General features: G+C 64.5%; 15 protein-coding genes and 1 pseudogene. 6 read left to right on the plus strand and 10 right to left on the minus strand.

What is annotated here, in order from left to right; genetic code table 11:
- Window positions 1-11: 11 nt before the first annotated feature.
- The 5 genes from ABZ441_RS12160 to ABZ441_RS12180 form a co-directional block, all read right to left on the minus strand.
- On the minus strand, window positions 12-878 hold the full coding sequence (locus ABZ441_RS12160) for a hypothetical protein (protein ID WP_358971487.1): 867 nt from the start codon (window positions 876-878) through the stop codon (window positions 12-14).
- The gene (locus tag ABZ441_RS12165; RefSeq protein WP_358971490.1) at window positions 878-1,237 is read right to left on the minus strand and encodes a hypothetical protein; all 360 of its coding nucleotides are present in this window, start codon (window positions 1,235-1,237) and stop codon (window positions 878-880) included. Before ABZ441_RS12165 ends, ABZ441_RS12160 begins: the two co-directional genes overlap by 1 nt.
- 62 nt (window positions 1,238-1,299) lie before the next feature.
- The gene (locus ABZ441_RS12170) at window positions 1,300-1,881 is read right to left on the minus strand and encodes a WhiB family transcriptional regulator (protein ID WP_358971493.1); all 582 of its coding nucleotides are present in this window, start codon (window positions 1,879-1,881) and stop codon (window positions 1,300-1,302) included.
- 57 nt (window positions 1,882-1,938) lie between these two features.
- Window positions 1,939-2,313: a hypothetical protein gene (locus tag ABZ441_RS12175; protein WP_358971497.1), complete on the minus strand. Its 375-nt coding sequence runs from the start codon at window positions 2,311-2,313 to the stop codon at window positions 1,939-1,941.
- Window positions 2,313-2,627: a transcriptional regulator gene (locus ABZ441_RS12180; protein WP_358971500.1), complete on the minus strand. Its 315-nt coding sequence runs from the start codon at window positions 2,625-2,627 to the stop codon at window positions 2,313-2,315. Before ABZ441_RS12180 ends, ABZ441_RS12175 begins: the two co-directional genes overlap by 1 nt.
- Window positions 2,628-3,002: 375 nt before the next feature.
- On the opposite strand from ABZ441_RS12180, the gene ABZ441_RS12185 reads away from it, so the two are divergent.
- From ABZ441_RS12185 to ABZ441_RS12205, 5 genes and pseudogenes are all read left to right on the plus strand, one after another.
- Complete coding sequence (locus tag ABZ441_RS12185) at window positions 3,003-3,839, plus strand: helix-turn-helix transcriptional regulator (protein ID WP_358971503.1); 837 nt, start codon at window positions 3,003-3,005, stop codon at window positions 3,837-3,839.
- 104 nt (window positions 3,840-3,943) lie between these two features.
- Window positions 3,944-4,231 (plus strand): annotated as a pseudogene (locus ABZ441_RS12190) (IS630 family transposase); the annotation flags it as partial.
- A gap of 108 nt (window positions 4,232-4,339) precedes the next feature.
- The gene (locus ABZ441_RS12195; protein WP_358971613.1) at window positions 4,340-5,866 is read left to right on the plus strand and encodes a class I SAM-dependent DNA methyltransferase; all 1,527 of its coding nucleotides are present in this window, start codon (window positions 4,340-4,342) and stop codon (window positions 5,864-5,866) included.
- Window positions 5,863-7,053, plus strand: a complete 1,191-nt coding sequence (locus tag ABZ441_RS12200; RefSeq protein WP_358971506.1) for a restriction endonuclease subunit S — start codon at window positions 5,863-5,865, stop codon at window positions 7,051-7,053. Before ABZ441_RS12195 ends, ABZ441_RS12200 begins: the two co-directional genes overlap by 4 nt.
- A 150-nt stretch (window positions 7,054-7,203) precedes the next feature.
- Window positions 7,204-10,845, plus strand: coding sequence for a DEAD/DEAH box helicase family protein (locus ABZ441_RS12205; RefSeq protein WP_358971509.1), 3,642 nt, complete (start codon window positions 7,204-7,206; stop codon window positions 10,843-10,845).
- 58 nt (window positions 10,846-10,903) lie between these two features.
- Here the strand turns inward: ABZ441_RS12205 and ABZ441_RS12210 are convergent, their stop codons facing one another.
- Genes ABZ441_RS12210 through ABZ441_RS12220 form a run of 3 tightly spaced genes read right to left on the minus strand, consistent with a single transcriptional unit; the run spans window position 10,904 to window position 13,887 of the window.
- Window positions 10,904-12,091: an amidohydrolase family protein gene (locus ABZ441_RS12210; protein ID WP_358971512.1), complete on the minus strand. Its 1,188-nt coding sequence runs from the start codon at window positions 12,089-12,091 to the stop codon at window positions 10,904-10,906.
- 23 nt (window positions 12,092-12,114) lie between these two features.
- Window positions 12,115-13,230, minus strand: a complete 1,116-nt coding sequence (locus ABZ441_RS12215; protein WP_358971514.1) for an MAB_1171c family putative transporter — start codon at window positions 13,228-13,230, stop codon at window positions 12,115-12,117.
- Between the two features lie 3 nt (window positions 13,231-13,233).
- Window positions 13,234-13,887, minus strand: a complete 654-nt coding sequence (locus ABZ441_RS12220) for a hypothetical protein (protein ID WP_358971516.1) — start codon at window positions 13,885-13,887, stop codon at window positions 13,234-13,236.
- A gap of 603 nt (window positions 13,888-14,490) precedes the next feature.
- On the opposite strand from ABZ441_RS12220, the gene ABZ441_RS12225 reads away from it, so the two are divergent.
- Window positions 14,491-14,928 carry a PPOX class F420-dependent oxidoreductase gene (locus tag ABZ441_RS12225; protein WP_358971519.1) on the plus strand — a complete coding sequence of 146 codons (438 nt, stop codon included), beginning with the start codon at window positions 14,491-14,493 and terminating at the stop codon, window positions 14,926-14,928.
- Between the two features lie 647 nt (window positions 14,929-15,575).
- Here ABZ441_RS12225 and ABZ441_RS12230 read toward each other — a convergent pair.
- Complete coding sequence (locus ABZ441_RS12230) at window positions 15,576-15,974, minus strand: hypothetical protein (protein WP_358971521.1); 399 nt, start codon at window positions 15,972-15,974, stop codon at window positions 15,576-15,578.
- Window positions 15,961-16,947 carry a hypothetical protein gene (locus ABZ441_RS12235; RefSeq protein ID WP_358971524.1) on the minus strand — a complete coding sequence of 329 codons (987 nt, stop codon included), beginning with the start codon at window positions 16,945-16,947 and terminating at the stop codon, window positions 15,961-15,963. The genes ABZ441_RS12230 and ABZ441_RS12235 overlap by 14 nt, the downstream gene beginning before the upstream one ends.
- Between the last annotated feature and the right edge of the window lie 235 nt (window positions 16,948-17,182).

The raw sequence follows: 17,182 nt of genomic DNA on the forward strand, positions 1-17,182 counted from the left end.
CTCAGCCATGATCAAAATCCGTTCTGGTAAGCGCTGGGAGCAGCGGTGTTCTGAAAGGGAACCCAGCCTCCGGACTGCCGACGCAACGGCACGACATTCCCCTGAGAGGCTGCTGCGGGGGGAGCGTGCGAGGGCAGATCCGCCCAGATGCGCAGCAGATAGCGGGCGGACTGTGGCGGGCGGTCGGCGTTCCATCGCCGCGCCACCATCTCGACCAGCCGTTCATTTCCCCAACGTGCTGCGAGAGCTGTTACCCGATCCCATTCCGTTTCGGTCAGTCGCCAACCAACGAGCATTCCGGCGCCTGTTATGGCTGTTACCAGGTCTTTGGCTCCGTCAGGAACCGTCACCGAGCCTTGCTCGCCAGCGTTGTTCTCTCGGCGCGACCTCGGCAAGCTAGCTTGCTCGTTGGTGGTGGTAATACTCCCGTAGGGAGTATTACCACCACGTACGCGCGAGGAAGAAACTTCCGAATCTGCGTGCCGAAACTTCCCACTTCCGATTTCGCCAGTGAGGTTCTGGGAAGGAAATTCCTGGTCCTTCTCTCCCACTTCTGGCCCGCCAGGGCGGGGAGTAGGAAGTTCCTTCACCGTGCTGGTAGTTTCCTCGGCGGTCCCGCTAAACAGCAATATGGAGTAGGAATTCGGGTTGGAGGCGCCCCCTCCGCGTTCGTGGCTCAGTTCTCCGAGCTTCGCCAGCTCTCCGAGACATTTCGTTATCGAACGAGGCGTAAGGCGGGTAACAGCGGATATCTCATCAAGGGTTAGCGTCGCCTTGCCGTCGTCGTCCGCCTCGCGGGCCAGCGCCAGCATGACGAGGCGCGAGCCCCTGCACGACTTCGACTGTGACCAGACCAGTTCGGTCGCTATGGCGCTCATCAGTGGTCACCGTCGTCTACGGCTATGCGACTGCTGAGGGAAAGACCGAAAGACTGGTCGTCCTCCGGGACGTAGCCGTTCTGATATGGCTCCGGGGTGAGATAGAGCGTTTCGGTGGGGAGATAGAAATGGTGGGCGCGACGCCAGTCGGCAGCCCTTCCGAAACCGCGCCTTACCATGCGCGCAACTTCCTCTTCGGTCCTGCGGTCGATAAGCATGCGGTAAAAGTCCGATTCGAAGAGGTGGGTAACAGACCGGCGCACGGGATAGACCCGCACGAGCACTGCCGTAGGTGCAATTTCTCGAATTTCGGCACTGATAGTCCTGCGCCGAAATCCGGAAGGGTTGTTCTGAAGCATGGGGGGAACTCCAGTGAACGCAGGGTCCGCCGTGCGGAAGAATCGTTTCCTCGGGGGCTGCGTCAGGCGGCGACGACGTGGAGCGAGGGCGTGCCCTGCCCGGCCTGCGACTTTCGGTAGCGACGGGCGAGTTTCAGCAGATACTCATGCGTCACGCCAAGCCCGCGGGCGACGGCAGCAGCGTCCAGTGATGGATCAGTCGCGAAGCGCGCAATCACGGCGTCCCGGGCGGGCTTGGTCAAGACTGCGGTGCAACCTCGAAGTGCGCCTTCTACTGCTTTCTCGATGTCCCGGTCTTGCCATGCACGCCGCAGCTCTGCACGCTCGGAAGCCAGAAGACCGCCCCGGATTCCGTACTCGTCGTCATCCTTCAAGGACTCCACCAGGCACCGGGCAGCGACGGCCAACGGGCATGACGCGCACAGATTGCGAGGACGGTTGAGGGAGACTCCCAGCTTGGCTTTCACGGTGTCGGGTTCTTCCCTGGGGCCGTCTGCGAGAGGGACGAAGATATTGATGTCCTGGTTAGCGCATTGGGCGTATTCGGCCCAGTGCTTACCCGGAGCCTTCTTCGACTCTTCTATTAGGGGCAGCCAATTTCCCCGGTGCGCAGCCTCGATGAGGCCGGATATGTCAGTGCTCATTTGTTTCTCGCGATGTTCGCAGCGCCGCGAAATATTGCAATCGGGCGCGAGAGGAGATCAGGAACGCTTACGAGAGCGCTTGGAAGGCTGAAGCGCCATCAGTACCGACTCGTCATCCCTCTGGGTCTTTTCACCAGGGCTGACGAAGTGCATATCGGAAATCGCGTGGAGGTCATCCTCCGTGAACTGCACGAATTTGCCGAACTTCCGGTGAGGGAGCGTGGATATACGCTCGCGGAGCCACTTTTCCGGAATGTTCAGCCGTTCAGCGGCTTCGCTGTACCCGATGTGCAGACGCTTATCGCGGGAGTCAGTAGCCTGGCTGCCCAACAGGGCGTCTAGGCCGCCGGCCTGAGCCAGGAGGCCGACCACGGCCGCGAGTCCCTGCAAGTCCACGGCCGGGCCCGCGTTCGCCGGTGCCACGGCCGCCATCACGCTTCCAGCCCGCGCAGTTCAGCGGTCCGGAGGTCGAAGGCGTGCCCGCCGGAGGCCGCCCATCCGGCTTGGGGGAATGAGCGGATGATCCACCGGGCGATGGTGACCGCCTTCGCCCGAGGGATACGAAGGGTCCGTCCGCTGGCGTTCACGGCGGTCAGCCCGAGGTGGGGCCACAGGGTCCGAGGCCCCTGAAGGCGCACCTGTACGACGGCGACTTCCGGCAGCATGGACGACAGTTGCGCCGCCAGACGTTCGGCCGGGCCCGAAGGGATCTCCACCTTCGGTTTGCAGTCCGTTGTGGGGGACATGCGACACTCCTTTATGTGGTACGCCGCTCCGTCGTGCCGTGCGAAAGGACACGGAGTGGCCGTGCGAGTGATCAGCGCCCTTGTCGGGGGCCACGGATCACGAGCTGTCTGGCGTCCGAGAGGTGCGAACTCTCGGGCGCCGATGGCGTTTTGAGGGGAGGGACCGCGCCCGAGTGCTGCGCGGAATCCCCTCTTCACCGAATCGGTCCACGATGGGGACCGCAGGTGGGCGAAGGCCGAGAGGGGTGCGAACCTCCTCGTTTTTCGCTAAGATGAAGCTATCTTGGTTCGCATCAAAAGTCAACAGTCCGAGGTTTCCTCGGTTCATCCAAAAAACGAGGTCCGATGCCAGCTCGCCGTTTCGACAGAGAACGTGTGCGCGCGGTACGTCGAGCCGCCGATGTCTCGCAGGCCGACGTTGCGTCCGCCCTCGGTGCTGCGGACTCGACCGTGGCGGGGTGGGAGTCGGGAGCGACGACGCCCGATCAAGAGAAGCTGCCTGCTCTGGCCAGGGTGCTGAACCGGGATCTGGACGACCTGTTCCCGCGCGACGGCTTGCCCGACCTGATTGACCTGCGATGCGACGCCGGCCTGTACCGATACGAGACGCGGGCAGTCATCGGGACCAAGAGTGATGGACCGGTGGCGGGAGCTGAGCAGGGCGTCCGACGACTCAAGGACCGGTACCTCCCTCTCCTGGCGGCTGCATACGGGGTGACCGAGGACGAGCTGAAGCGCGCCCAGGGCCGGTCTTTCGGAGAGGCTGACGAGGACGCCGCCGAGGCCGAGAGGGTGCCGGAGACACTGGCTGAGAAGATCGCTCTCCTGCTGGAGCGCTCCTATCCGAGCAGAACCGCTCCGGGGGATCAGGAGATCGCGGACTCCGTAAACGCCTACGCGGGCTCCCATGTCGCCTCAGCCGAGGACATTGAGGCCCTGCGGACGGGTGACGACGACGCACCGGTGCCCGTGGTCCTCGAAGGTCTCGCCCGGTTCTTCGACGTCTCCAAGCTGTACTTCGAGCCGAATGACGCCGTCGCCCGGCAGGTCTACGAAGGACTCCGCCTTATGTCGGCGGTCAAGCAGGGCAAGGTGGGCCGAGTCCGGGCCCGCGGAATGAGTGCAGAGGGCCTGCCGGCCGATGTCCTCTCGATCCTGAACGACCTCGCCAGCGAGCTGGACAAGAAAGCCGATCCAGGAACTAACGATTAGTGCCGTATCAGCCAACGTTCGCCCTGTAGTGCCTCAGGATCACGGATGGCATATGTCTCGGCGGCTGAGCCCGCCAGCATGCTCGCGGTTGGTCGGGCGACGTGGACAGCGAGCCGGAGACGGTGTTCTGCCTGGACGAGTCCGGCCCGCTGCGCCGGTAACCGCACCCGGGCCGACAGTGGGCCGAACGCGGCGGCAGGCACAAAGTGCCCGACCGTGAACCACGCCGCAGGCGGTGAGCTACCTACCTGCGCACCTTCTACCCGCCTACAGTCCGCCTGGCGGTTGGGTGTGACAACTACTTCCCGCACCTGGCAGCCGAGCGCCGCCGCCGGGTGGCGGACTGGGCAGAGGCCAGCAACGCCGAGATCGCCTACACCCCGACCAAGGCCCGGACGCAGAGCGTCAGTCAGTTGCCAGTAGAGGCGGCCAGTGGGTGTGGAGCAGCCGGTTTGAAAGAACGGACGGCTGCTTCGGTGGCTACGGTTAGGATCGCGAACGTGATTACCGGTGAAGTGAAGAGCAAGGTCGGACGCGTCTGGGACGCGTTCTGGTCCGGTGGTATCTCCAACCCGCTGGAGGTGATGGAGCAGATCACGTACCTGCTCTTCATCAAGCGCTTGGACGAGCTCCAGACCGTGAAGGACCGCAGGGCGAACGCGACGAAGGTCCCTGACCCGGACCCTTTCTTCGACATCGAACAGCAGGACCTGCGCTGGCAGAACTTCAAGGTCCGCGACCCCGAGATCATGTACGGGCTCGTTGCCGATGGCGTCTTCCCGTACCTGCGCCGCATGGGCGGTGACGACTCGACGTACTCGCACCACATGAAGGACGCCCGCTTCACCATCCCGAGTGCGAACCTGCTTGCGAGGGTCGTCGACCTCCTCGACGACATCGACATGGGAAGCAGCGACACCAAGGGCGACATCTACGAGTACTTGCTCGCGAAGATCGCCTCCGCCGGTCAGAACGGGCAGTTCCGCACGCCCCGGCACATCATCGACCTGATGGTCGAGATGACCCAGCCTGGCCCCGGCGACGAGGTCTGCGACCCGGCCTGCGGCACGGCGGGCTTCCTGGTCCAGACGGCCTCGTACGTCAAGCGCACACACAAGGAAGCTCTGTACGGGGCGGAGCAGCGCAAGCACTTCAACGAGTCGATGTTCCACGGCTTCGACTTCGACTCCACGATGCTCCGCATCGGCTCGATGAACATGCTGCTCCACGGCGTGGAGAACCCGGACATCCGCTACCGCGACTCCCTCGCGGAGTCGGCGGCCGGCGAGTCCGAGAAGTTCTCCCTCATCCTCGCCAACCCGCCCTTCGCGGGCAGCCTGGACTACGAGTCGACGGCGAAGGACCTCCAGTCGATCGTCAAGACGAAGAAGACGGAGCTCCTCTTCCTCGCCCTGTTCCTCCGCCTCCTCAAGCCCGGTGGCCGCGCGGCGGTCATCGTCCCGGACGGAGTCCTCTTCGGCTCTTCCAAGGCCCACAAGGACCTCCGCCGGATGCTGGTGGAGGAGCAGCAGCTCCAGGCCGTGGTCAAGCTCCCCAGCGGCGTCTTCAAGCCGTACGCCGGTGTCTCCACCGCCATCCTCTTCTTCACCCGCACGGACAGTGGCGGCACGGAGGACGTCTGGTTCTACGACGTCAAGGCCGACGGCCTCTCCCTGGACGACAAGCGCAACGAACTCCTCCCCGAGGACCGCCTCGGCGTCCGCCCCCTCCCGGCAGACCAGCTCCTGACCGAGGAAGAGCACGAGAAGAACAACCTCCCTGACGTTCTTACTCGTTGGTTCAACCGCCACACCACAGAACGCGACCGCCCCCGCACCGCCCAAAGCTTCTGCGTCCCGAAGTCGGACATCGCCGCCCAGGACTACGACCTCTCCCTGAACCGCTACAAGGAAATCGTCCACGAAGAAATCGTGACGCGCTCCCCTCTGGAGATTCTGGCCGACCTCGAAATCCTCGACGCAGAGATCTCCAAGGAAACAGAGGAGCTGAAGGGAATGCTGGCGTGACGACTCACTCGGTGCCACTCAGCGAGTTGGTGGAGTTCAACCCGACACCCGGTCGGAACTTCGTTGGCCCTGAAGTGGTTTCATTCCTTGGCATGGCGGATGTATCGGAACGTGGAACCACGGCATCCGGTGAGGATCGAGAATACAGTGCCGTGAGTAAGGGGTACACGCCGTTCCGGAATGGAGATATCCTAGTCGCGAAGATTACCCCGTGCTTCCAAAATGGGAAGATTGCGCAAGCTCGCATCAATCATGACGTTGGGGCGGGATCCACGGAATTTCATGTCGTTCGCCCACGTGACGGGGTGGACGGGCGGTATGTGCTCCGATTCCTTCGGCAGGAATGGATTCGCCGGGAAGGCGAGTCGCGTATGACTGGTAGCGGTGGGCAGCGTCGTGTTCCTGAGGTCTACCTGCGAGCTCTCAAGATTCCCTTCCCGCCGCTCGCAGAGCAGAAGCGCATCGCCGCAGTCCTCGACCAGCTAGACACCCTCCGCGCCAAACGCCGCGACGCCATCACCCTCCTCGACGACCTCACCCAATCCATCTTCCTCGACATGTTCGGGAACCCTGCAACTAACTCTATGGGGTGGCCGCTGGGAACGGTTAAGGAAATCTTGGAGTCGGCTACGTATGGTACTTCTGAGAAAGCGTCACTTAGCGGAGATGTTCCCGTCCTTCGTATGGGTAACGTGACGTCGACTGGCGAGATCGACATGACGAATCTGAAGTATCTGACGATAGAGCAGGCGTCCGAGAAATACATGGTTCGTCGTGGCGATGTGCTGTTCAATAGGACCAATAGCGCAGAGCTTGTGGGGAAGAGCGCGATCTATAGGCGTGATGAAAGTGTCGCGTATGCGGGATACTTGGTGCGGCTGCGCGTGGATGAGAGCAATAATCCAGAGTACTTGGCGGCTTACTTGAATAGCGCCTATGCCAAGGCGTGGTTCCGTGCGAAGTGCAAAAGCATTGTCGGGATGGCGAATATCAACGCCAAAGAAGTGCAAGCCATGCGAATTGCGATGCCGCCGCTCGATCTGCAGATGAAGTTTGCCGAGTCCGTCAAGGCGCTGGAATCAGTCAAGCGGGCTCATCGTGCCCACCTCGCGGCCCTGGACGAACTCTTCGAATCCCTCCAACAGCGTGCCTACTCCGGCCAGCTCTGGGATCATGAAGCCGCGTAACCCGTAACGCCACACACGCTCCACCGCACCACTACGTCGACCGCGCCCGGTCTGGGGAGGCTCCGGGCGCGGTCGGTCCTGCCGCACCACGTAAGCCACACGCGTACAGCGACAAGCGACACCGCAACAGGGGAGAGGGGCGCCTTCACCATGGCCAGCAACCGAGAGACCGACGGCACCGGCGAGCACGGCGGCGAGGCGAGCCCGCCCAGGCCGGGGCCGCGCCCCACCCCCGACCCGCCGAAGACGAACCGGTCTCCTGAGGAGGCCGCCGCCCGGAACCTCGCCCGCCCCGCCGGAAACTTCGGCTTCCTCCGGGCCGAGTGGCCCGCCCTCTACGAGGAAGCCACCCGCGCCGAGCGCTTCACCTACTCCGACCCCCGAGCCGCCTGCTTCTACGCCCGCCGGGCGATCGAGCTGGCCGTGCACTGGATGTACGAGAAGGACAGCTCGCTCAAGGCCCCGTACAAGATGGACCTGAACGCGATGCTCCACGAGCCGTCGTTCCGGACGCTCGTCGGCCCCACCGTGAACGCGAAGATGGACATCATCCGCCGCCAGGGAAACCAGGCGGTCCACAAGCAGACCCCCGTACCGTCGCAGGCCGCCGTCGCCAGCCTGCGTGAGCTGTTCCACTCGCTGTACTGGTTCGCCCGCACCTACACCGGCAAGGCTCACGAACTCCCCACCGCAGGCATGGAGTTCGACTCCACCGCGATCCCCCGCCCACTCTCCGCCGAGGCCCGCCTCCAGAAGCAAGCGGAGCTCCGCAAGCAGGCGGAAGAGGACCAGCGGCGCTACCAGCAGCAGGCCGAGGCGATAGCCAAGGCTCACGAGGAGAACAACGCCCTCGCCGCGAAGCTCGCCGCTCTCCAGGCCGAGGTCGCCGCCGCGAAGGCAGCCAACCAGAAGGTCCAGGACACCCACGACTACGACGAGAAGGCGACCCGCGACACCTTCATCGACCTCCTCCTGAAGGAGGCCGGCTGGGACCCGGCACCGGCCGGAGCGGCCGACCCGGCGGGCAAGCTCACCGTCGAACGCCCGGTCACCGGCATGCAGACCGACTCCGGCAAGGGCTTCGTCGACTACGTCCTGTGGGGCGAGGACGGCAAGCCCCTCGCCGTCGTCGAGGCCAAGCGCACCCGCCGCGACCCCCGCGACGGCCAGCAGCAGGCCAAGCTGTACGCCGACGCCCTCCAGGCCGAGTTCAACCGCCGCCCGGTGATCTTCTACACCAACGGCTACGAGACCTACCTCTGGGACGACGGCCTCGGCTACCCGCCCCGCAAGATCCAGGGCTTCCTCACCCACGACCAGCTCCACTGGCACCTCCGCCAGCGCGCCGGCCGCCTTTCCCTGAACACCACCCCGGTCAACACGAACATAGCCGGACGCCCCTATCAGCTCCGCGCCATCAAGCGCGTCGGCGAAGCGTACGAACGGGACCGCCAGCGCCAGGCGCTCCTCGTCATGGCGACCGGCACCGGCAAGACCCGCACCACCGTGGCCCTCGTCGACCAGCTGAAGAAGGCTGGCTGGGCTCAGCGCGTACTGTTCCTCGCCGACCGCCAGGCCCTGGTCACCCAGGCCAAGAAGGCGTTCACCGAGCATCTGCCGAACACCCCGGTCGCCAGCCTCCTCGACGACAAGGCCGCCTCGGCGCACGTCTTCGTCTCCACCTACCAGACGATGATGAAGCAGATCGACACCACCGACGCGGCGGGCCGCCGCCGCTTCGGCCCCGGCTACTTCGACCTGATCGTCATCGACGAGGCCCACCGCTCGGTCTACGACAAGTACGGCGAGATCTTCCGCTACTTCGACTCGCTGCTGCTCGGCCTGACGGCCACCCCCAAGGACGACATCGACCGCAACACGTACAAGCTCTTCCAACTGGAGGATGGCGTCCCCACCGACTCCTACGGCCTGGACGAAGCCGTGGGGGAGGGCCACCTGGTGCCGCCGAAGGCGGTCAAGGTGACGCTGAAGTTCATGGAGCGCGGCATCCGCTATGCGGACCTCTCCGAGGAGGAGAAGGCCGAGTGGGACTCCAAGGAGTGGACCGAGGACGGCCAGGTCCCGGACGCGGTGAGCCGTGACGAAATGAACAAATTCGTCTTCAACGAGAACACCGTCGACAAGATGCTCGAAGTCCTGATGACCCGGGGCCACCGGGTGGCGGGCGGCGACCGGCTCGGCAAGACGATCGTCTTCGCGAAGAACAACGACCACGCCCGCTTCATCGCGGACCGCTTCGACCTCAACTACCCACAGGGGGCCGGACACACGGCGCGCGTGATCACGTACAAGGAGACGTACGCCCAGTCCCTCATCGACGACTTCTCCAACTCTGACCGGCAGCCCGACATCGCCATCTCCGTCGACATGCTCGACACCGGCATCGACGTGCCCGAGGTGGTGAACCTCGTGTTCGCCAAGCCGGTCTACTCCCGGACCAAGTTCTGGCAGATGATCGGCCGCGGCACCCGTCTGCGGGAGAAGCTCTACGGCCCCGATGAGACCAACCGGGACCACAACAAGCAGAATTTCTACGTCTTCGACTTCTGCGGGAACATCGACTTCTTCAACAGTGAGCTCGCCGGCACCGAGGGCCGTAAGGGCACCTCGCTCGCCGAGAAGCTGCTGCAACGCCAGCTCGACCTGGTCCGTTCCCTCGACCGCCGCCAGCAGCCGGACACGAGTCGGGACGGGGGCCCGGACGCCATCGCCACCGAGGCCGAAATCCGCTGGGCCTTCGCCCACCGCCTCCACGAGACCGTCACCGGCATGAACCTGGACAACTTCCTGGTCCGCCCCCACCGCCGCGACATCGAGACCTACAGCGATTTCAAGAACTGGCACCGGATCGACGACGACGCCGAGGCCGTACTCCGCGAACGCCTGCTCTCGCTCCCCACCGAGCACCGGCCGGAGGAGACCGAGAATGGCGAGGAGGCCAAGCGTTTCGACCTGACCGCCTACAGCCTCCAGCTCGCGGCGATCGAAGGCACCAAGGAGTACGCGGCGCTGCGGGGAAAGGTCCAGGGCATCGTCGAGGACCTGCTCACCAAGACCAATATCCCGGCCGTCGCGGAACAGGTGGAACTCCTCGAAGCCCTCGCCGGTGACGACTGGTGGAACGACGCCACCCTGCCGATGCTGGAGGAGATGCGCCGCAGGCTGCGGGGCCTCGCCCGGCTCGTCGACGACAAGGTCAAACGCAACATCGTCTTCACCGACTTCACCGATGACGAAGCCGTGGTCGCCGAAGCCGAGCTCAAGGGCTTCCCGACCGGTACCGACGAGGAACGGTTCCGTCAGAAGGCCCGCGCGTACCTGCTGCGCCACGAGGACCAGCCGGCCGTCCGCAAGCTCCGCCACAACGAGCAGATCACCACGGACGACCTGGCGGCCCTGGAGGAGGTCTTCCTCGCCGAGGCGGTCGCCTCGCCCGAGGACCTCGAAGAGGTGCGCTCCCAGGGCGGCCTGGGCTTGTTCGTCCGCAAGCTGCACGGGCTGGACAGCCAGGCCGCCCAGCGGGCGTTCGAAAGCTTCGTCATCGGCAAGAACTTCGGTGCGACCCAGCTGGACTTCGTGTCACTGATCATCGACGTGGTTTCCAGCCAGGGCGTGCTGGCGTTGGGCGATCTGTATGAGCCGGGCAGCGCCTTCCTGGACCGTGCACCAGGCGGCCCGGACGACCTCTTCTCCCCGGAGCAGATCGACGACCTGAACATCGTCTTCATGGAGCTCCAGCGCACCACGCAGCCGACCGCGCTCGCCGCGTAGGTGAGTACGGATTGCCAGATGCCTCCGCTGACAAGCCAAACCCAAGGCGATTCAGTGCCTACTGCCCCGTGCCGTTCGGCTCGTGGTGCAGACCGGAGGTGAACACGGCCCGGACTCCGCTCAGTGCGGAGAGATCCGCGAGCGGGTCATCGTCCACCAGGAGGAGATCCGCTCGGTAGCCGGGAGCGACCTTCCCTGTGATCTCGCCCAGGCCCAGGGCAGCAGCCGCTTGCGACGTCGCCATGTCGATGATCGAGGCGTTCGACAGCCCCAGGTGCGAGTAGAACGACAGGGCCTGAGCAAGCCCATCGAAGCCGGCACGCTGCACGCCTGCATCTGTCCCCGCGATCAGGCGGACTCCGGCGTCGGCCATCTGCCGCACCAGGTCGAACATCGCGTTGGCGCGCTCCTCGCCGAAGAAGCGCGGGAGCATCTGCCAGTGCGGGCTTACGGCCGGGCAGACGGTGATGTCCTTCGCGATGATCTGCTGAACCACGTCGGGCCGGAAGTCCAGGCCATCGCTCGACATCCAAGTGCAGTGCTCGATGGTGTCGACGCCAGCCTCTACGGCTGAGGCGATGCCGTCGGCACCGTGCGCATGGGCCGCGACAGGCACGCCCGCGTTGTGAGCTTCCTCCACAAGGGCGGCCAGTTCCTCCGGCGTGAACTGCGATTGGTGGCTCCGGGGGCCGTCCTTCGTGAGGCCGCCACCGGTGACCATCGCCTTGATGACGCCGGCCCCGGCCGCGAGGTTGCGCCGTACGAGCTCGCGGATCTCGGTCTCGCAGGAGACTTCGCCGCCGAGGAAGTGGCAGTGTCCGCCCACGGTGGTCGCCGGGGTGCCCGCGGAGATGATCCTCGGTCCTGGTGTACGCCGATCGCTGATTTCCGCAGCCAGACGAAGCGCCAGTCCGCTGCGGTCGCCGAGATCGCGGGCGGTGGTGACGCCACTGCGCAGGAGCTGTTCGCTACGGCGCCGCATGTCCTCGAACAGGGCTTCATCCGTCGAGCCCTGGAGGGTGGATACCGGATCAGGCCCGCCATCGAAGGCCAGGTGAACGTGCGCGTCGATGAGCCCCGGCAGCACGGTTCCGCCGAACTCGAATCGAGGCACGCCGGTCCCGGCCCGCTCCTCGATCTCCTTGCGCGGTCCCACGGCAGAGATCGACTCGCCGTCGATGAGAACGGCGCCGTCTTCCAGGTAGGTCCCCGAGTCGACGAGCACTCGTCCACCGGTAATCAGCATCGTGACTCCTTGATCTCGCGAGGTCATGCGGCTGCGCGCAGTTCGTCGGATACCGCAATCAGTTGTTTCACATCCGACTCGCGGTCGCTCCCCAGCGCCATCGCGAGCGGGACCGCGCGGCGAGGCGCGGGTACCCCCTTCTCGATTCGAGCGGAGGCCCGGCGGAGCCGGGCGGCGAGCTCGGCGGAGTCGATGTTGAGGACTGTGCTGTCGTCACCCTCGTCCAGCAGGTACGGGCTGATGTCCACCAAGCCATCGCGGCACTCCACGATGCGGCGGTGGTAGCGCCGGTGCACGCCACGGGCCCGCCATCGGTCCAGTGGAGCAGAGGATGCCGGACTCAGCACGTTGTCCGGATACGCCTCCGCCAGCAATTCCCACAGGGGTGCCAAGCGACGGTGATCACGCCGGTGCTGAAGCCAGAGTCGTAGGGAGGAAATTCGCGCTCGGGCTCCGGAGTAGGTGACACCCGCGGCGAACAGCAGGATTGATGCGACCAAGAGGAAGGCCACGGCCGCCATCAGGGGATGTGGCACGTCCACGTCTGCTGAGCGAACGGCGACGATGACGGCTCGAATCGCGCACGCTACGGCCATCGCTCCCAGACCGACGGCGGTCATCCAGAGCCCCGTGGAGTGCGGGCGTCGGGACATGCGGGCGTATCGGCGAGTCCACCGGAACGCCATGCCGAGGGCATACATGAGGTAGAGGCCAGCGCCGCCGTAGAAGAAGGCGATCTGGGGAATCGTCATGTCGGCTGTGCTGAAGCTGCCGGCGAAGACCTCGTGTGGCACCGACACCGCAGCCACGGTGATCGCGACTGCGACAATCCCGACGAGCACGGCTTCCCTGCGTGCCCGGCGACGCCCCGCTTCTTCGTCAGCGGCCGAGTAGAGGTAGAAGCACATGAGGAAGTAGACCGTCAGGAGCAACAGCACGTTCTGGATCAGCTTCGCCGTCCCATGGCCGGCGACAGTGTCGACGCCGGACGCGCCGCCGGGCATCGCTACGGGGTACGAGAGCGCAGCGCAGAGCAGGCAGAGGGTGACTGAGCGAAGAGGTGCGTCATGCGGGCTTCGCTTCCACTGGTAGAGCTTCCAGACCAGCGCGGCCAGGAGCCCCAGGAGCAGGAGTTCCACGAGTTACAGCCATCCTCGCCGGTCGCCAAGAGCCGCCTCGACCCGTCGCAGAGCGGGGTCATCGGCCGGAGGAGTAGAGCTTGCGAGCAACGCCGACCACTCCAGGATGATCGTGGCCACGAGTTCGACGGAGCACTCCTCGCCGTCGTCGTACGAGCAACGCTGAGCGACACGCTTGACCGCCTCAGTCCCGAAGACTGGCAGCATGGCGGCCCACCCCTCCACGTCTACGGCCGCCGCGTCATCGTCGGTAGCGGCATCCGGCGTCTCCGTGGCCACCTCGCGGGCGGCGTTCTCGGCTGCCTTCTCGTTCTCTGCTACGAGGATGTGCCCGACCTCGTGCAGGATGATCCCGTCCTGGTGCAGGTCGGTCGTCTCCTGCTGGTACAGGATCACGTCGTAGGTGTCGTACTCCGCCCACATGCCCGAGGGGCCGGGCTTGGGCAGTGGAGCTGCGCGCAGAAACAGAGGGCGCCCACGCCGTCGACTCAGCTTCTCGCAGAGGTCGTGAACGTCGAGCGGGGCAGTGACCCCGAGATCTTGCAGCTCACGTCGAATCAGCCGGTGCAGATCCTTCTCCACCGTCCGGGCCGCGGCTGTACGCCAGCGCCCGAGGCGTCGGCGGCCGACTCCGTCTGGAGCGGGGACCTTGGGCACCGCCGCGTCCCGACCGCTCTTACCCGACCACACTGAGTAATCCCTTCAACCGGCTGTGATGGCTCCACCGAGCCAGGCGACACCGCGCCCAGGTCGATGACGTCCGGTTCCCGGCGCCGGAAACGACCGCAGTCGGCTGCACCTGCGCCCCCACTGACCCCCCTCGCAGGGGGAGGGATGTCAGACATCCAGGGCTCGCCGTCTGCTCGGACGTCACGTACGCGAACGCGCCCTGACGCCCCGAGCGGGGCTGCCCCGCGGAGCTCTCGGGAACCTCGTTGGACAGTACGTGAAGCATCCGACAAGACATGGCCTAAAAGTCATGATCGATTCGTGTAGGTGGCAGGTAACTTCGACCAGTCAAAGCGACCTAAAATAACCTTGTTGAATCCCGTACGGGGCTTTGAACTGCTGTTTTAAGGTCTGGCGTGAACGGATCAACTTACGCGAGTTGATTGATGACTCCGTTATCAACCTGAGACTTTCGGTGAGCCTGGCGCTCACGCAAACACCCGCGAAGTGGACAAAATGGCAAATCGGAAGGGGTGTGGCGACGGTCACTCTAGGGCAGTTCGGGCAACTGTGGCGTTTACGCTTTCAGCCATGTCGAACGCGATATCCACCCAGCCGGACAACTACCTGGAGTTCTGGAGCGAGTACCACCTGTGCATGCTGACCACGCTGCGGCCTAACGGGCGACCGCATGTTGTGCCGGTCGGTGTGACGGTGGACGCCGCCGCTGGCGTGGCCCGAGTTATCACGCGCAAATCGAGTCGTAAAGTCGTCAACATTCTCGCGAGTGGGGGCGAAGCCCGCGTAGCCGTGTGCCAGGTCGACGGCGGCCGGTGGGCCACGCTCGAAGGGGTCGCGGAGGTGTGCACCGACGAGGCTGTGGTCGAAGACGCGGTGGCCCGTTACGGAAAGCGATACGGTCGCACGCCGGCCCCGGACCCCGAGCGGGTGGTCATCCTGATTTCTGTCGAACGGGCACTGGGTCAGACCTTGGGCGCCCGCCCTCAGGCGGGCAAGGCCGCTGCGTAGCGTCAAGCGACCCGAGACATAGGCATATGCAGACCCTGAGCGTTACTCAGCCCTGAGTTTTCCTCAGGGGTGGGTGCCCGAAGTGGCTCTACGTTTGCCGGTCATGACAACAAGTCACGAACAGGCGGACCCCGGTGCGGCACCCTTACCGCCCGCGAAGCCGCACCCCGCGTTGAGCGCGGCTCTGCCCGACGGCACTATCCATAGCATCGTCGCGCGCCTGGCCGCCCACCTGAAGGAGCAGGGCGGAGGGCCAGTTTCGCCGTCAACGCTGGCCCTCGGCATCTTCGAAAGGGTCGGATCGAACTGGCTGTCCGACTCGTTGCGCGGGGCGATGCCGCAGCACAACGAGCCTTTCCGTCTATGAGGAGACCCAGTACCTCAGCTGTCGAGTGTGGTCGATGCTGCCGAGCCTGGCAGAGACTCCGATGAAGCGCGTGACTCAGGAACTTCGGCTCCAGCAGAAGTCAAGTCCGTCGTGGCGATCCAGGATTCGAGGTGGGCGATGAAGCGGGAGCCAAGTTGCTGACAGCCGATCCGTAAGGCCCTTGGTCAGGCCGTACGGGGTCGGTGCAGGGCCTCGGCGAACCAGGCAACCCACCACTTCGCCGAGGCCCTGGTGATGCATCGTGCACGAGTTTCGCCCTTTAAATCTCGATCGCCGCGTTTGGGTCTGCCCAGACAGAGCGAAGTTCCATGATGTCATTGAGCGGCGAGTGCTTGGCGACTTCTACGATCCCGGTGACGCAAGCCTGAATGGTTACGGGGTCGCTATCCTCGATGGCCTTGTCCAGCCTGGTGAAGAACTTTCGGTGGAGTTCTCGACGCTCCTCGAAAACGCGGTCTAGATAGTCCCGCAACCCCTTGCTCGCGGCGCGAATTCTGGCGACCTCTCTGTCGCGATCTGCGGCGATTCGAGCGCGCTCGGTGATGTTGGCGTCGACACCTTTAGCGACGTCGACAATTGCGAACAGGAATTGAACAGCGTTCGCTTGTGTGGCGGTGTCGAGGGAGCCTGTGGCCTTACGAACGTCAACCATTTGCATGCTCCAGGTTGTAGTTGCGGTATTTGACCACCAGATACTCACCGTTCGAGTTAAACGTCAGATCCGGACTCACCACAGTCGCGGTGGCAATATCGCCCACGCCCTTCGTAACCAGGAGTGCCGTTTGGAGCCGGTGGGCATGGTCGTCGTTGTCGAGGTCAAACCCGCCAGGCTCGCGCTCTGTCGCCTCCAGGTGGCGAAGGGCCTCGCTCGCCTGAGAAGAAAGTCCGGCGAGCACGTCTCGCAGCTCACCCACTCGTCTGTCCACGCCGCGAAGAAGCGTGTTGCGGTGATTGTAGGTGGCGATAGCTTTCTTGACGTCCGCCTCGTACTTCGCAAAGAGCTTGTCGGCATCGGACTTTGACTTGATCATCAACCCGACGGTCAGCGCAGCCGCTGGGATTGCAGTGATGACGTTGAGCCTGAGCACCCCGGCGGCAATGCCACCGCCGCCAGCTGCCTTGGCCCCGCCTCCGATTGCCGCGAGGGTGGCACTTCTTAAAGCCGCTCCGCTCAGGGTGCTGTTCGCGGTACCTGTGGAGGCGGTGGCGAACTTGGACACGACCGCGTAGGTCGCGCCGCTCAGTGCAGTGCCAGCAACGGCCGCGCCGAAACCAGCCGATGCGCTCGGGGCGGCGCTGGGGCCTGAGACGTCTGGGGATGCGTCGATCTCACGATTCGTGGGCGCTTCGCCGGCTTCGACGACCTCGCGCGCAACTATCCGCAACTGTCGCTTGTTGCGTTCTGCGAAGGCCTTCATTCGAGGCAACACGTCGTCGAGCGCTGCCTGCTGCTTGTATCCGAGACTCTGCAACTCTGCAATTGTGAAGTTCGCGACCTGGAAATGCTTCTCGTACTCGTTGTCGTGGTGCGCCTGCTGGTCAGCAATCCGGTTCTTGGCGTGGCGCTCGATGATCTTGTTGCCGACCAAATTGACGACCGTCGTGCCGATGCCAACCACTACCGGGATCACGGGTAACTGCATCCTGCAGCCTCTGATTCTTCGATCGGGTGACGCCAACTGCAGAATCCTCGCACATGCGAGCGGAGCTGTCCCAGGACGCCTGGGATCTCCTCCGGCCGAGGGCTTCCGGCGGAGTTGGCCAAGAGCGGGCGCGGTCGGCATGAGGCGTCGGCAGGCGATTGCGGGGCGTCGAGAATCCTATGATTTTGGAGGCAGTGCCTGTCATGTTCCCAGCGCTAGCTGG

It is taken from the genome of Streptomyces sp. NPDC005752 (assembly GCF_040630715.1).
GTDB lineage: Bacteria > Actinomycetota > Actinomycetes > Streptomycetales > Streptomycetaceae > Streptomyces.